The organism is Planococcus chinensis (assembly GCF_020071995.1).
GTDB lineage: Bacteria > Bacillota > Bacilli > Bacillales_A > Planococcaceae > Planococcus > Planococcus chinensis_A.
The window spans coordinates 96936-111987 of the sequence record NZ_JABWTK010000007.1; the positions used below are offsets into that span (position 1 = coordinate 96936).

At 46.0% G+C, this 15052-nt stretch carries 11 protein-coding genes; 2 read left to right on the top strand and 9 right to left on the bottom strand.

Features of this window, described 5'->3' with window-relative positions; all coding sequences use genetic code 11:
- Positions 1 to 8: 8 nt before the first annotated feature.
- The 5 genes from csaB to HU147_RS12750 form a co-directional block, all read right to left on the bottom strand.
- Complete coding sequence (csaB, locus tag HU147_RS12730) at positions 9 to 1154, bottom strand: polysaccharide pyruvyl transferase CsaB (RefSeq protein ID WP_317985519.1); 1146 nt, start codon at positions 1152 to 1154, stop codon at positions 9 to 11.
- Positions 1142 to 3007, bottom strand: a complete 1866-nt coding sequence (locus HU147_RS12735; RefSeq protein ID WP_224076611.1) for a DUF5693 family protein — start codon at positions 3005 to 3007, stop codon at positions 1142 to 1144. Before HU147_RS12735 ends, csaB begins: the two co-directional genes overlap by 13 nt.
- 129 nt (positions 3008 to 3136) lie before the next feature.
- Positions 3137 to 4684, bottom strand: a complete 1548-nt coding sequence (locus tag HU147_RS12740) for a putative polysaccharide biosynthesis protein (RefSeq protein ID WP_224076612.1) — start codon at positions 4682 to 4684, stop codon at positions 3137 to 3139.
- Positions 4681 to 5418, bottom strand: a complete 738-nt coding sequence (locus HU147_RS12745) for a WecB/TagA/CpsF family glycosyltransferase (protein ID WP_224076613.1) — start codon at positions 5416 to 5418, stop codon at positions 4681 to 4683. The genes HU147_RS12740 and HU147_RS12745 overlap by 4 nt, the downstream gene beginning before the upstream one ends.
- Positions 5419 to 5575: 157 nt before the next feature.
- On the bottom strand, positions 5576 to 7555 hold the full coding sequence (locus HU147_RS12750) for an S-layer homology domain-containing protein (RefSeq protein WP_224076614.1): 1980 nt from the start codon (positions 7553 to 7555) through the stop codon (positions 5576 to 5578).
- 473 nt (positions 7556 to 8028) lie between these two features.
- On the opposite strand from HU147_RS12750, the gene HU147_RS12755 reads away from it, so the two are divergent.
- Positions 8029 to 9390: an N-acetylmuramoyl-L-alanine amidase gene (locus tag HU147_RS12755; RefSeq protein WP_224076615.1), complete on the top strand. Its 1362-nt coding sequence runs from the start codon at positions 8029 to 8031 to the stop codon at positions 9388 to 9390.
- Positions 9391 to 9484: 94 nt separating this feature from the next.
- The gene (locus HU147_RS12760) at positions 9485 to 11128 is read left to right on the top strand and encodes a S8 family peptidase (RefSeq protein WP_224076725.1); all 1644 of its coding nucleotides are present in this window, start codon (positions 9485 to 9487) and stop codon (positions 11126 to 11128) included.
- A 4-nt stretch (positions 11129 to 11132) separates the two neighbouring features.
- Here HU147_RS12760 and HU147_RS12765 read toward each other — a convergent pair whose 3' ends face one another.
- The 4 genes from HU147_RS12765 to HU147_RS12780 form a co-directional block, all read right to left on the bottom strand.
- Entirely contained in the window at positions 11133 to 11306 is a 174-nt protein-coding gene (locus HU147_RS12765) for a hypothetical protein (RefSeq protein ID WP_224076616.1), read from the bottom strand.
- Between the two features lie 286 nt (positions 11307 to 11592).
- On the bottom strand, positions 11593 to 12630 hold the full coding sequence (locus HU147_RS12770; protein WP_224076617.1) for a C40 family peptidase: 1038 nt from the start codon (positions 12628 to 12630) through the stop codon (positions 11593 to 11595).
- Between the two features lie 308 nt (positions 12631 to 12938).
- Complete coding sequence (locus HU147_RS12775; RefSeq protein WP_224076618.1) at positions 12939 to 13418, bottom strand: VanZ family protein; 480 nt, start codon at positions 13416 to 13418, stop codon at positions 12939 to 12941.
- Positions 13419 to 13481: 63 nt separating this feature from the next.
- On the bottom strand, positions 13482 to 14894 hold the full coding sequence (locus HU147_RS12780) for an alanine/glycine:cation symporter family protein (protein WP_224076619.1): 1413 nt from the start codon (positions 14892 to 14894) through the stop codon (positions 13482 to 13484).
- Between the last annotated feature and the right edge of the window lie 158 nt (positions 14895 to 15052).

Here is a 15052-nt window from a genome sequence, read left to right on the forward strand (position 1 = left end):
CTTTTTGCTTAACGGTTTCGTACTTTTGCTTGTTCGGAATAAGAGACCATCTGGGTTGAACCGGTTAAAGGCTTGCTCAGCAAATCAATCACTTGTTTGGCTGTATCGCCCGCCCGTTTTTGCAAAGGGGCCACCCGCTCTTCCAATTTTTTCAGTTCTTCCGGATAATCCGTAAAGATTTTTTCTATAGCTTCTATAATATCCTCAGCCGTCCAATTGTCCTCGCTGACATTGCCGATGACCGGCTGGCCGACAATCGAAGCAAATGAGTCGATTTTCGGGTCGTACGACAAAGCGGCAAACGGCGTCATGCCGGTGCTTGCAAAAATCAAGGCATGGAGTCGCATTCCGAGCAGCACGTCCGAGTCTTTGATGGCCGCCATTTTTTCCTGAATGGAACTTTCATATGGAAGGATGTGGACTTCTTCTTTCATCATATCCGTTACGCGCTTCGACGTTTTCCAGTCGTGCTTGCCGTGCATCGGAACCATCACGATGTTATGCCCGTTTTTCGATAAAACATCCAATGATGCCGCCACTTTTTTCAAGTACGACAAATCATCTGTCCAGTCCCGCACCGATACGGAAATGATGCGCCCTGTAAACTGTTTATGCTCCATCCAGCCGCTTTGGAAACCTGTTGCATCGATGCCCATCACCGGATCCGGCACGATCTGGACCGGCTGCTTGATGCCGATTTCTTTCAGCAATTGCCGGGATGATTCATCGCGCACGGTCAACAGCTCGGCTGCCTGCAGCGTGTTTTTCATGATCAGCCGGTTGATCCGGCTCGCCACCGGCCCCATGCCTTGTGCATATACAAAGACCGGCTTTTTCAGGAATTGGGCGATTTTCATGACGCCTGCATAATATGGAATGCTTTTGCGCCCTGTTTCGTCCTGCAGCAAACTGCCGCCGCCGCTGATCAAACCATCCGCTGCTTTGATCACTTTTGCCACTTCTGCAACATTCCATCGGTTTACCGCCTCAACGCCGTAAGTCTGGGCCGTTTTTTCCGGTTTGTTGGACAGCACCACGATGCCGACCTCTGGATAATACTCTTTCAATGATTGGATAATGGCATAAAGAATAGCTTCATCCCCTACATTATCAAAGCCATAATATCCAGACAAAACTATTCTCAACCCTGCCACCTCGCCTTTATCTGATCGACTATCCGTGTGCCGATCCATTTATACAATAAAATAAGTGCTCCGCCAATTATAAATCCAAAAATGATGCTATATACGCTTCTCAGCAATGAAATCGATAAAGGAATGTGAAGATGAGTAAACGTGTTGACCATCGACAAAAAGCCGATGACAGCCGGAATCAACAGGAAGTAACTGGCTTTCACGTTTCGCTTAGCTACATAAAGCGCCACCACGAAAAGCGGGAAGCCGATCAAAAATTCTTTTGTCCGCGGCCGCACGTATAGGATCTGTTCAAGCAATTGCCGCGCCTGCAACTCGATTGCGCTGACTGTTCCGGCATTTCCAGTTCTGCTGATATAGTACAATCCTAACACAGCAATTAACGCAAAAATCATCATATGCCAATATTTCACATTCATATCCATTAGGAATTTAAGGCTTCCCCAGATGGCATATAATGCAATAAATGCCATAGGGACAATGTAAACAAGTTTAACTCCTCTAAACGAGTCTATACCTAATAGGAACTGATTTCCATTGAGCAATACGACTATAAACCAAATACCTACTAAAGTAACAGCCACCGCTTTAGCATACTCTTTGAGCAAGTAGCCTTTAGCGTCCGTCTTTTTGTTCAGCAATACTGCCAGAACAGGGGCTGATACTGCTACAGCCAGCGCCATTGCTTTCAAAATAATGCTTAGGCCAAATAACATATAAATCACTGCAAGCAACCCAGTGCCCGCTAAAGTTAAAATCGTCAGCCGGCGGTTTTTGACCACGTGGTCCACTGCCAAACTTAAAAAGGCGATTGCGCCGATCAAGCCGGCGGCCAATTGCCAAAGAGGCACTTCATAAGAGGCAAACGTAACGGCTTCACCACGAGAATCCGAGGACAATTCGGCATCGACATCTGCGCGAATCGTTTTCAAGCCGTCCATTTCTTCAACGTAATCTTCCCCGTTCGCATTCAGGAAAATTGACCGGATGTTGCGCTCTTTGACAGCCCGCACAATTCGCTCCGACACAACAGACAGTTCTGCCGGGTTAACTGGCACACTGTGAAGCCGGACGACATCCAAGTCCATCGCATATGCGGCATTGTTAAAAGCAGCCTGATCGCCTCCTTCAATTTGAAGCAGCGTAAAACCGGTATCTTTCAGTTCACCAGCAAATTCTTTCAGCAATTCCGGTTCGGTGTAGAACGGCGAATTGATGCCGAGAAACAGCACTTTTTCAATGCCTTCACGCTTTAATGCCAATAGATTTTCTGCCATGCGCCGGGTCTGTTCTTCCTCGCCGTAATCCGCGATGCGAGGAATCACATTAAACCCGGCATCGATTGCCGCATCGACCACTTCTTCATCATAGCCGACCGAAGAAGACAGAATGGTTTCCTGGAAGCCCGGGATAAATACATAATCCACACCGTTGACTTGAATGGCATTTGTTTCTTCAAACATCTCATCGGTTGTTTCTTTCAACGGAAAATCAGGTGACGAAGCAACAAACAGGCCTTCTTTGTTGTAATACTCATCCAGCGGCTCCTGACGGTTAAGCAGCAAATGCTCCCGCATGCGGGCAGAATTTACCGCTGTAATGATTCCTTTGCGTTCCAAGGTCCGCAAAGTATCCGGCTCCAGTGAAATGGATTGGACGCCCGCTTCTTTCAAATCGGCAAACACTTGATCCCGCGTAACGGTGGAATCACTCCCCAACCATTGATGGACCAGTTTATACGGAACAATCGTTTCAACTGTCTCGTTGGACTCTTCTATTTGAACACGTTGCACTATGGAAGGAATCGTCAAAATCATTGCGGCGAGGACTACAGCGATCAACACTTTTTGCACAAATTACACACCCTTAACTTTTCATGGTTTAACCCTTTATTTTGGAGCTTTAGGAATTCGCCTTAAGCTAAGGCTTCCAGCTCGTTTTTCAATATCAATTGCATTAATTGGTTTGATGCATCTGATAGTTTATTTAATTATCCTATTCAAAACCGGAATCCGGCTCATATTGTTTTTATCCAATACTTTCAATGCAAGCAGCAAGCCGAAATAGATGGCTGCTCCTATCGCTATGGCGATTGCAGTGTACAGCAAGGCCAGGATCCGCGACATGTTTTCGAAATCCAGCAGCAAACTTGGCAGCCAGATCACCGCACCCATTATCAGGGATGCACTAGCGATGGCGATGATTTTCTTCGAGAAATATGCGAACGCTGTATATTTCCAGATAAAATACGTATTGATCCCAAACAAAATCAAGTAAACCAACGCAGTGGAAATGGCGGCGCCAGTCAATCCGTACATGTTCACGAGAACCAGATTGAGGACCAGTTTAATCAGGACGCCGACGATGATGATCCATGCGCCGAGCCTGGCTTTGTTGATGCCCTGAAGCACCCCTGTTCCAAGCACTGTCAAGGAAGTGAACAAGGAACTGAAGGAAATAATGGCAACCACTTGGCTTCCTTCCAGATCCGTGAACAGCCCCAGGTTAATGGGCAGCGTCAAGGCCATCAAGCCGACCGCTGCCGGAATCGAAATCAGGTATGTAAGGAAAAACGTATTTTCAATCAGCTGTTTTGAACCGATTAAATCACGCTCAGACAATTTCTTTGAAATCGACGGAATGAGCGGCAATACGACGGAGCTTGCGAACACTGTAACGATTTGCACCAAAGCCAAGCCTCTCCCGTAAATGCCATATAGGTAATTGATTTCATCGCCTGAATTTCCGTAATTCCTCAAACCGGTCGGAATGGTAATGGAATCCACCAGATTCAGCAGCGCCATTGTGATGGCGCCGATGCAAATCGGGATGGAGATTTTAAGAATCGTTTTGGCGGTTTTCCAGAACGCGCCGTCTTTGACCCGCTTCACTTTCCGGATTGGCGTCCGTTCATACAACATACGTAAATAGATGAAAGAGGCAATTGCTCCTATAATCGAACCGATCATGATGCCGCCGCCAACCGCTTCGTCGCTATACAGGTTTTGCACCATGATGACGGCAACCAGCAGAATCAGGCCGACGCGGATAAACTGTTCAATCACTTGGGAAACTGCCGTCGGCGTCATGTTTTCATAGCCTTGGAAAAATCCTCGATAAACAGCCATGTACGGTGCCACTAGCAAGGTGCAGGAGACGACGAGCAGCGCCGGACGGGTGGCGGGCCCACCGAGCACATCGGCAATCGGATGGGAAAATACATAAATCAATAGGAAGCTGGCGACGCCAAAGATGGCAGCCAGCACGCCGGATACGGAAAAAATTGTTTTGATGTGCTGGTCGTCGCCTTTCGCACGGGCTTCTGCGATCAATTTGGAGATGGCAATCGGAATGCCGGCGACCGACAAAGTCAAGGCCACCATGTAAACCGGATACACCAAAGTGAAAATCCCGAGCACTTCGTCTCCTGCAATGTTTTGAAGCGGTATGCGGAACAAGCTTCCGAGGATTTTGGATAATAAGGCAGCGACCGATAAGATTAATGTACTTTTGACTAAGGTGTTTTTCATCCTTTGCTAAAAACCTTCCGCTGGACCACCACTAAAGCGAACTTCGGCAAGACAAGCATCCGTTTCCAGCGCGTCGGCTGCTTCACCAAGCGGTAAAACCATTCCAGGTTCAATTTCTGCCAGGCTTCAGGCGCACGTTTGACGTTTCCGCTGAAGACATCAAAACTGCCGCCGATGCCGATAAAGACCCCTTTATCAAACCCGTCGATATGCCGGCCGATCCATTGTTCCTGGCGCGGAAATCCAAGTGCCACAAAGACCAGGTCGGCTTGGGAATTTTTAATGGTTTGCGGCAAAGCCGGATCCGACCAGTCAAAAAATCCGTTATGATGCCCCGCTATTTGTACACCGGGATATCTTTCTCCGACGAGACGGACCGTTTCGTTCAACACCGGTTCTGAAGCGCCAAGGAAAAAGATGCGCTGCTGTTTTTCATTGGCCATTTCCAGCAAGTCCAGCATCATATCGTAGCCGCTGACCCGTTCAGGCAGCGATTCACCGATGATAGCTGCAGCCTTGACGATGCCGATGCCGTCTGCTGTAATGTAATCCGCTCGATTAAGAATTTGCTTGTACTCCGGATCCTGAAGCGTGTGCATGACAATTTCCGGGTTGGCAGTTACGACAAATGTCTTCTCCTGCTTTTCGATGCGGCCTTGCAGTTTTTTGATAAAATCCTTGCGGGTTGTGTCGATAAACGGCACGTCCAATATATGTACAAATTTATCTGTCATTGTTAAAACTCCTCTATTAAGGGCAAAATATTCTATGACAGTATAACATAAACAAAGAAACCCGTGTTCAAGCAGAAAGCACTTGAACACGGGTTTCTTCTGTAAAAATTATTAAGAATTTATTGAGCCTGTTTTAAGGTTCGGGTTAAAACAATCTTTATTTAACCACCGGCAGCAATTTGATATACGCTCCGTGGACGTATGCTTCGGCATATTTGCTTTCCTCGGATTGTACGCGATACCAAGTAGTGCCTGATGCAGTTGTTGTACCGTTGATGACAACCGGAACCCCTGCAGACGGCATTGTGTAAAGCAATGCCGATGCTGCCGAAGCACTGCTTCGGAAATTCAAAGCGTTAGCTGTGGTCGCCCCTAAATTTTTCTTATTTAGATCTTTGGCGCCAAGCTTCAAATCTGCCCGGTACATATGTCCGGCGATTTTTTCTCCCCAAAATGCGTCAGACGCGTAGCGCACGTTCATGCCGCCGCCTTTATCGCCAAGATACGCCCCGTTGTAAAAGCCGCCTTTTGTCGTAAGGTAATTCGCACTGACTTTTTGGGCAGCATATTCAATGGATTCTCTGAATGTCGCATAAGCGAATGCTGCTTTGTAAGGATCCGCATCCACTGCTCCGTATCCGTAAAGATTGAATTTATCCTGTGCAATTCTGCTCGTTCCCCAGCCGCTTTCGTGGATGGCATGCGCCATCAAGTAAAGGGCGTTGACTTTGTATGTGCTTTCCATTTCTTTAAAGAACTTACCGGTTCCAACAAGCGGACTCGCTGTCCACATTTTGCCGTTTTGGGTTTTTCCTTTATACGGGAAAGCGTCATTCAAGAATTTGTCCAATTCTGCAGCGGTGTAGTTTGATGCCGTGCGAAGCGGCAATTTGTTGAAATACTGATGCGCTTCTGTAACCAGTGCACCGGACGCATTCGTGAATGTTGCACCGTCCCAGCTGTAATACTTCATCCCTGCTACAAATTCTTTCGGCGCTTTGCCGATTTCACCGGTAGAGACAAGGCTGCCGTTCGAATGGTTGTAAATTTTATGGACGAGGTTGCCAGCCGTTGAAACTTCGTAATACGACTGCCCCTTTTTCTGTTGCTCCGGAATCAGCCGGAGAACGCTGTGGCTCACGTAGCCGGTTTTCCCTGCCAGTTCCACTTTGACTGCTTTTTCTGTGGAATCCAGAAACTTCAATTCGGTACTTGCTGGAACATAAGGGCGAAACGTTCCAGTAGAAGCTTTTAAAGCATCGCTCGGATAGATTTCCGTGAATGCGTTTGTAAACGCAATTCCTTCTTTCATCCAAAGAACTTTGTTGTTGCGTTCAACTGCCTGCGTCTTTGAATTGCCTTGAACGTATTTTTTCGCTTCTGCGAAAGCATCAAAGTGTTTTACGACTGTTGTTTTATCTGCTGTTACTGAAACCGCCTGGAATTCTTTGGCTACGGGTACTTCAGGTACATCCGTGTGCTCTTTTGCTCTTAGCATAACAAGCGCCACCATCCATCTTTTTGAACTGTCTTTCGGTTTGAAGGTGCCGTCCGAATTCCCTGTTAAAACTCCTAAATGCGAAAGAATGCGGACATCCGTGACATGGTCTTTCAATATAGTAGATAAATCTTTGAATTCCAAGGCGGCCGTCGTTGCCACATCGACTTTCACACCTTTGGCCGTCAATGCGCGGGATACCATCGTCGCCATTTGTTCACGTGTGATGGAGGCATCCGGTTTGAATGTTTTGTCCGGATATCCCTGGACGATGCCCGCTTGTACCGCATCCATTACCGGCTGATAAAACCACTGGCCGGCTTGGACATCTTTGAAATTTACAGCTGCAGCCGCTACTTCCGGGCTTGCCAATCCAGCACTTTTGAATTGGGCACTTTCTACATCTGTCCCAAGCTCGAAGGTTTTAATGACCATCTTCGCAAATTCCGCCCGCGTCACTTCGCGTTCCGGTTGAATCGATCCGCCTGGATAGCCGGATATTACGCCGAGCGCCATCAATTCCCTCATCTCTTTTTCGTATCGATGCCCGCTCAAGTCATCTGCCGCTTTCGCCAGCGAAGGGCTGAATAAGGATAATGCCAGTACCGCCGTGATTGCCATCAATAATAATTTCTTCATTCTCTATTGAATCCCCCTTATTGGAAATAAAATCCTTTATCCTCAGAAAAACCAAACTCGTTCTTTTGGCCTTCCCTGTAGTAAATACCTTATATGAAAAGCAGAACAATAAATATCATACTTTTTATCTAATTTTTGCATATATTTAACATTAACTCGCACTTAACTTGTTTTCAACGTTATTTCGTATATTACCAAATAGTATATGTATTTTCATTATTTTTACAATATTTTTGCCAATTAGAAAATAAATAGAAAAAAATTATAATTTTAAAGGTAAATATAACTACGAACAAAGGTGCTACCCCAAAATTCAAGTTTTAAACCTAACTATTTTCTCATTTATCAAAAAAAGGGATATTTTAGAACTAAAGTCTGCTAAACTAACTACATGAAATAATAAAAAACTATTAGGGGGAAATACTCGAATTATGAAAAACCTATTAACAAAAGCTAGTCTCTTCTTCGTTGCTATGATTTTAGTGATTACTTCTCTGGGCTCACACAGCGCTTCAGCTGCCGGGGTTCCATTTAAAGATATAAAGACAACAGACAAAGAAATCATCTATTTATGGGAAAAGGGCCTGATCAACGGAACTTCCAAAACGACTTTCGGCCCTGCTGATTCTGTTACCCGTGAACAAGCTGCCACTATGATTGGCCGTGCCATAAAATTGAATGGCACTTCCAGAAAAACTTCCTTTAAAGATGTGGATCCAAAAAGCTACGCTTCCGGCTATATCCAATCAGCGGTAGACAAAGGAATCATTACTGGTGATTCAAACGGCAATTTCCGTCCGAAAGATACAATGACACGCGGCGAGATGGCTTACCTGATCAGCCGGGCGTTCAACCTTACTAAAACCGGCCATGTTTATTTCATGGATATTAAAACAAATACAAGTTCAACCAGCCTTTATACAGCAGTAAACAAAATTGCCGCAGCCGGCATCACAAACGGCACAGGATCTGGAAATTACGAACCGAACAAAAAATTGAACAGAAGAGAGTTTGCAGCTTTTGTAGCACGCGGCCTCAACCCTGACTTCAGAGTTGTTTTCAAAAACGTCATGATTTCCGAAATGAATGTAACTGTGGATAACTTGAATGTCCGCAAAGGCCCTGACGTTAGCTATAGTTCAGTAGGCAAAATCAATAAAGGCGCCAAGTTCCAGGTTTACGGCTATAACGGAAGCTGGGCGTACGGCAAAAGCGGTACTTTGACCGGCTATGTCAGCACTGCTTATCTTTCTAAAACAGTTGTTCCTGTCGTAAACGCAAAAAGATTTGTTGTTCTTGATCCAGGCCACGGCGGTACCGACCCAGGCGCAGTCGCAAACGGGTTGCAAGAAAAAGCAATCAACCTAGATGTTGCAAAACGCGCGCAAGCAATTCTTAAAAATAAAGGCATTTCCGTTTACATGACCCGTACGACAGACGTTTTCATCCCACTTGCAAGCCGAGTAGACTTGGCTGTCAAGAGCGGCGGCAATGCATTTGTCAGCATCCATACGAACGCTGCAACTCCAGCAGCAAGCGGTTCAGAAACCTTCTATTCAGCAGCACTCGATAAACGGGCCCAAGACAGCAAGCAGTTGGCGACATTTATCCAGAACCGGCTTCATAAAGCAATGGACAACAATAACCGCGGCGTCAAAGAAGCGGGTTACTTGGTAATCGGCTCGAACCCTCTTCCTGCTGCATTAGTAGAATTAGGATTTATCACAAACGGTACAGACGCTTCGAAACTGGCTTCTGCGACTTACAAACAGCGTTCTGCTGAAGCAATTGCAGGCGGCATCGAAGATTATTACAAATGGAAAGAGAATAATTAATTATTAAAAAAACGGGCTTTTTAGCCCGCTTTTTTTTATATTGCGCTATACTACAAGAAAACAGTTTGGACACGGAGGGAATCTATTGAAAAAAATGTATATTCTTGCAGCCTTTGCTTTTGCCCTTAGTTCGTTGAACATTTATCAGACAGAAGTCTCCGCTTCTGATAATGAAGCTGAAAAAGTCATCATTTCTTTTAAAGATGAAATCGATTTCGAAGTACTGGAAGAGATGGGGGCAGTTGTTCAGGAGGAATTGAATAGCATTAACGCCGTTGTCGCCACTGTACCAGACCAGCCAGCTGTACAGGCTGCCAGCACAGATTCTTCTATTGAATACATCGAAGACGACCAAACCGTAAAAGCAGCTGCCCAAGTGCAGACTTGGGGTTATAAACACATAAAAGCCAATACCGCCTCAAAGCTTGGCTATACCGGCAAAGGCATTAAGATTGCCGTCGTAGATTCAGGAATCAATAACAAGCATCCGGATTTGAAAATTGCCGGTGGTGTTTCTAAAATTGCAGATTTCAATACGTTCAGCGATAAATTCGGACACGGTACGCATGTAGCCGGCATCATCGGTGCACAGAACAATTCAATCGGCACCGTCGGCGTGGCCCCCGATTCCTCCATTTACTCTGTCCGGGTGCTTTCTGACCAAGGAGTCGGCGATATGACGGACGTGATTTCCGGCATTGAGTGGGCAATCGAGCAAAAGATGGACATCATCAACCTTAGCCTGACAACAGAAACAAACAGCAAAGCGCTTCAGGCAGTCGTTAAAAAAGCTTACGATCAGGGCATTGTCATCATTGCAGCCTCCGGAAATGACCGGGCTAACTTAAAAATCAAAGATGTTTTGTTCCCGGCCCGACTTCCTTCGGTAATTGCGGTCGGTTCGGTATCTTCACTGAATAAACTGTCCTATTTTTCCAATTACGGTCCGAACCAAGAGCTCGTAGCGCCGGGAGAAAATATTAAAAGCACGTTCGTAGATCTCAAGACCACTACTCAAGACGATTATTTGGTATCCGAAGGTACATCTATGGCTGCGCCTTTTGTTGCCGGCACCTTTGCGCAATATATGGAAGCTTATCCGCATTTGTCGAACGGCCAGCTGCGCGCCACCATCAATAGAGCAGCAACGGATCTTGGCGCAAAAGGACGGGACAATCTGTACGGCCACGGCTTAGTCCAATCCCTGTCTTCAAAAGCGGCTTTGTTCCCGGATATGAAGCTGAATTATTGGTACACTCCTGCTATCCAGAAAGTATTTGACTTGAAAATCACCAACGGTTTCCCGGACGGCACTTTCCGTCCAAACAGTTCCATTACGCGCGCAGAAGCGGTCACTATGATCGGGCGGGCATTGAATTTGAATAAAAACAACACCAACCACAAATTCACCGACGTCCCGAAAACATCATACGCTGCCGGCTATATCAACAGCGCTTATGAACTCGGCTATATCGACGGCATTTCGGCAACCAAGTTTTCGCCGGATACGCCGATCAAACGCGGAGACATGGCCATCATTATGCAGCGCATTTATAAGCTGAAGAGCACACAGAAAGCGCCATTCACCGACATAGCAGCTTCCAAATATTATTACGATGCGATTCAAGCGGTGTTTGAGAACAAAATTGTAACTGGATATAACGACAATACGTTCCGCCCGGAAAACCCGATCACCCGTGCAGAAAATGCACAGATTCTGAGCAACGTATTAAAATAACCCATCAAAAAGGCAGTCCGGAACAATATTCCGGACTGCCTTTTTCAATGGAAATAGGAAGGATTAAACGCTTCGCCCTCCAGTGGGTCTGCAGCGTGCAGAATCCCCAGAACGCATCCGACACATGCATAAACCGAACCGGGCCGGCCCATGCGCTTTCCACGGGTTGGGGCTTCATCCCCCTCACCACTGAAAACCTAGTGCTTGTGCTCGTGCTCCGGCTCCTGTTTCTGTTTCCGTTTCTGCATCGCTGTGCTAGCTTCGTCGTAAAAGCCTCCCCCGCATGCTTCGGCCACTGTCGCCGCGCTGCTCCCACGGAACAACTAAGTGCCGAACGCGTCCAGCTGAAACGGAGGATTCAGGATTCCCGTGATGAGTGTTCATTAACTTCCCATGTGTAATAATTCTTTTGTCTACAAGCTCAAAGGAGCTTCCCTCGGGAAGCTCCTTTTTAGTCATTTTATTTATTTTTTAATAGCTCTGTGGATGAAAGTTGCCATTTCAGCGCGTGTAGCGTTGCTGTCAGGTTTGAATGTGCCATCGTTGTAGCCTGTCGCCAGCTTGTTCGAAGCAACTTTGACAACGGACGCCTCTGCCCAGTGGCCTTTCATGTCTTTGAACGTCACTGAACTTGAAGATGCTTTCATGGTGAAGGCTCTTGTTAGCATTGCACTGATTTCCGCACGTGTAACTTGTGCTGTCGGTGCGTATTTGCCGTTACCTCGGCCGTCGATGATGCCTGCTTTTTTCGCAGCATTAATGTAACCTGCCGCCCAGTATTTCGAAGATACATCACTGAACGAACTGCCGCTGATCGGCTTAAGGCCAATCGCTTTAGAAATCATTGTAGCCGCTTCTGCGCGGTTTACCGCATTTTGCGGCTTGAAGACACTTACGTCATATCCTGTGATAATGCCTCTTGCACTCAAATCTTTAATGGCGCTGTATGCCCAAAATCCGGTTGATACGTCATAATATTGGCCCACTGGAAGCTGTTTTTTCGGCGCGGATACTGTAACCGGCGCTGCTTTTACGCTGCTGTAGCGCTTTGCTCCGATGTAACGCGGCGCCCAGTATGAGTTGGTATTAATATTTTCCGTGGCAATCCCTTTGCTTGATGTTGCAGAGATAAAACCACCATTCCCTACATAAATGCCTGAATGGGTGACTTTGGTTGAACCGGGGCTTGCGCCAAAGAATACCATGTCCCCTTTTTTCAAATTGCTTTTTGATACCCATGTGCCTGTTTTATATTGATCCGCAGAAACACGCGGAACGGAAATTCCAAAATGGTTGAATACGTATTGAAGGTAACCTGAGCAGTCAAAACCTGAAGGTGTTGTTCCGCCCCATTTATATGGCACTCCTGTAAATTTGTTGGCGTATGCGACTAATTCATCTGGTGTTACGGTTCCACTGGCTGCTTCGGCTTCATTTGACATGAACGGACTAGCTGTAAAAATCAATACAGCAATCATCATAACTACTAAACGTTTTTTCAATTGGACACCTCTGTTAGTTTGTGGATTCTGGATGTTGATCAGACACCGAATCGTTTATTTTTTCTAAGTAGTACTTAATACACTACTGAGTGTATCAGAAAAATGTACTACTTTTTATTACATTTATATTACAAATGCAAATTTGTGCTCATTTTAATGTTTATCTCTAGGAATGTAGGGAATTATAAGTAATTTAGAAAACTTAATGTAAAATATATACTTTCATTGATTATTGTCTTGCTTTATGTAAATGTCGTTTAAAATCATAATAAAAAGCGGTGCCGGATTGTTTTTTTCCGGCACCGCTTTTATTGATTGGCATATTCGTGCTTTTTCACTTTCTTTTTCCGTCTGTGCCAAAGGGTCCAGGCGCTTAAAAACAACAGTGCCCCGAAACCATCGAGCAGGACATCGTGCGTTGTAGGCGTGCGGCCGCCTGTCAAAGACTGATGGTATTCATCTATCATCGCGATGGCAATCGTAATCACGAAAGCGAGCCAGACGCGCGGCTTCGGCAATAAGTTCAAGAGCGCCAGTGCAATCAACCCGAACATCACGACATGGGCGCCTTTGCGCAGCAGAAATTCGATAAACTGGTAATAGCCCCTTTCTTCGACTGATACATATGTGCCCCAATAAGGGATGTGCAAATGGCTGAGTGTCTCTTTAAAGGGCTGGGAAGGCAAATACTTTTCCAAAGCCGGAATCAAGGTCTGCTCTTCGTAGGTCTGGCCCGAAGATACAAACAAAACAATGAATAAGATAACGAAAACAAGTAATTTTTTCATACAAGGATTGTACCATGATTTTACAAAAAAACACATTCGCTCTAAGGCGAATGTGTTTTCCGATTAGTCTCTGCTATGTTCGCCCCAACATTCCGTATTTTTCAGTCCCGGAATGTTTTTGGCATAAAACTCTGGATTTTTGCCGGCTTTTCGCTGATCGGTGTAATCTTTCAACACTTTGAAAGCCGTCTTGCCGAGTATTGCGATGACTACCAAGTTCAGCACTGCCATGAGCCCCATGAACAAGTCGGCCATATTCCAAACCAGCGCAACTTGTGCCAATGAACCGAACATGACCATTGCCAATACGCCGAAACGATAAACTGTCAACCAAGTTGAATGTGCATTGATAAATTCAATGTTCGTTTCACCGTAATAGTAATTCCCGATGATCGAACTGAACGCAAAGAACATGATGGCTGCAGCCAGGAAGTAAGGCGCCCAGTCGCCAACGTGCACGTTCAAGGAAGCTTGCGTCAGCAAAATCCCTTCCTGTTCGCCTGTTTTGTAGACGCCGGCCAAAATAATGATGAACGCAGTCGCCGAACAAATGACGATGGTATCGAAAAATACCCCAAGACTTTGGACAAGCCCCTGTTTTGCCGGGTGCGATACGTTTGCAGCTGCTGCTGCGTTCGGCACCGATCCCATACCTGCTTCGTTGGAGAACAAGCCGCGGCGTACACCTTGCATGATGGCGGCACCGATTGCGCCTCCTGCTGCTTCTTCAAGGCCGAATGCACTTTTCACGATCAATGCGAATACGGCCGGGATTTCGCTGATGTTTATGATGACCACATAGAAAGCGACCAAGATGTACAATACAGCCATTACTGGGACCAATACTTGTGTAACACTGGCAATCCGTTTGACCCCGCCAAAAATAATCAATGCCGTCAAAATAACGAGGCCGACGCCAACCGTCCATTCCGGAATATTAAATACATCGCCGAATGATTGGGCGATTGTATTGGATTGCACCGAGTTGAAAATGAATCCGAATACTAAGGTTAAGAGAATCGCGAAAATAATCCCCAGTGTGCGGTTGCCGAGTGCTTTTTCCATATAATATGCGGGCCCTCCGCGGAACTGTTCGCCGTCTTTCACTTTATACACCTGTGCCAATGTACTTTCAATAAATGCTGTGGACATTCCGATCAATGCGACCATCCACATCCAGAAAACCGCGCCGGGTCCGCCGATGGCAATTGCCAGTGCCACACCGGTGATATTCCCTGTACCTACCCGGGATGCCGTGGAAATCGTAAATGCCTGGAATGCCGAGACGCCGTCTTCCCCGTCTTTTTTCTCAGTGATGACGCGGAACATCTCGCCAAATAGGCGAATCTGCACGAATTTTGTGCGCACAGTAAAATAAACGCCGAGACCCAAAAGCAGCGCAATCAGAATATACGTCCATAATAAATTGTTTCCTTCGTCGACGATCCACGTCAACCCGTCCAAAATAATGTCCATAAAGTTTCTCCTCGTAGCTGTAGTTTTGCTTACTTGTCCTGCTTCGGCAAAATGCATGTTCATTCTCTTGCCATGAAACTAGGAGCCGATCCTTCATAACTAATGACTGCGTTATTAATTACTTCATGACCCACAAGTCTTTATCTTAGATGTACTTT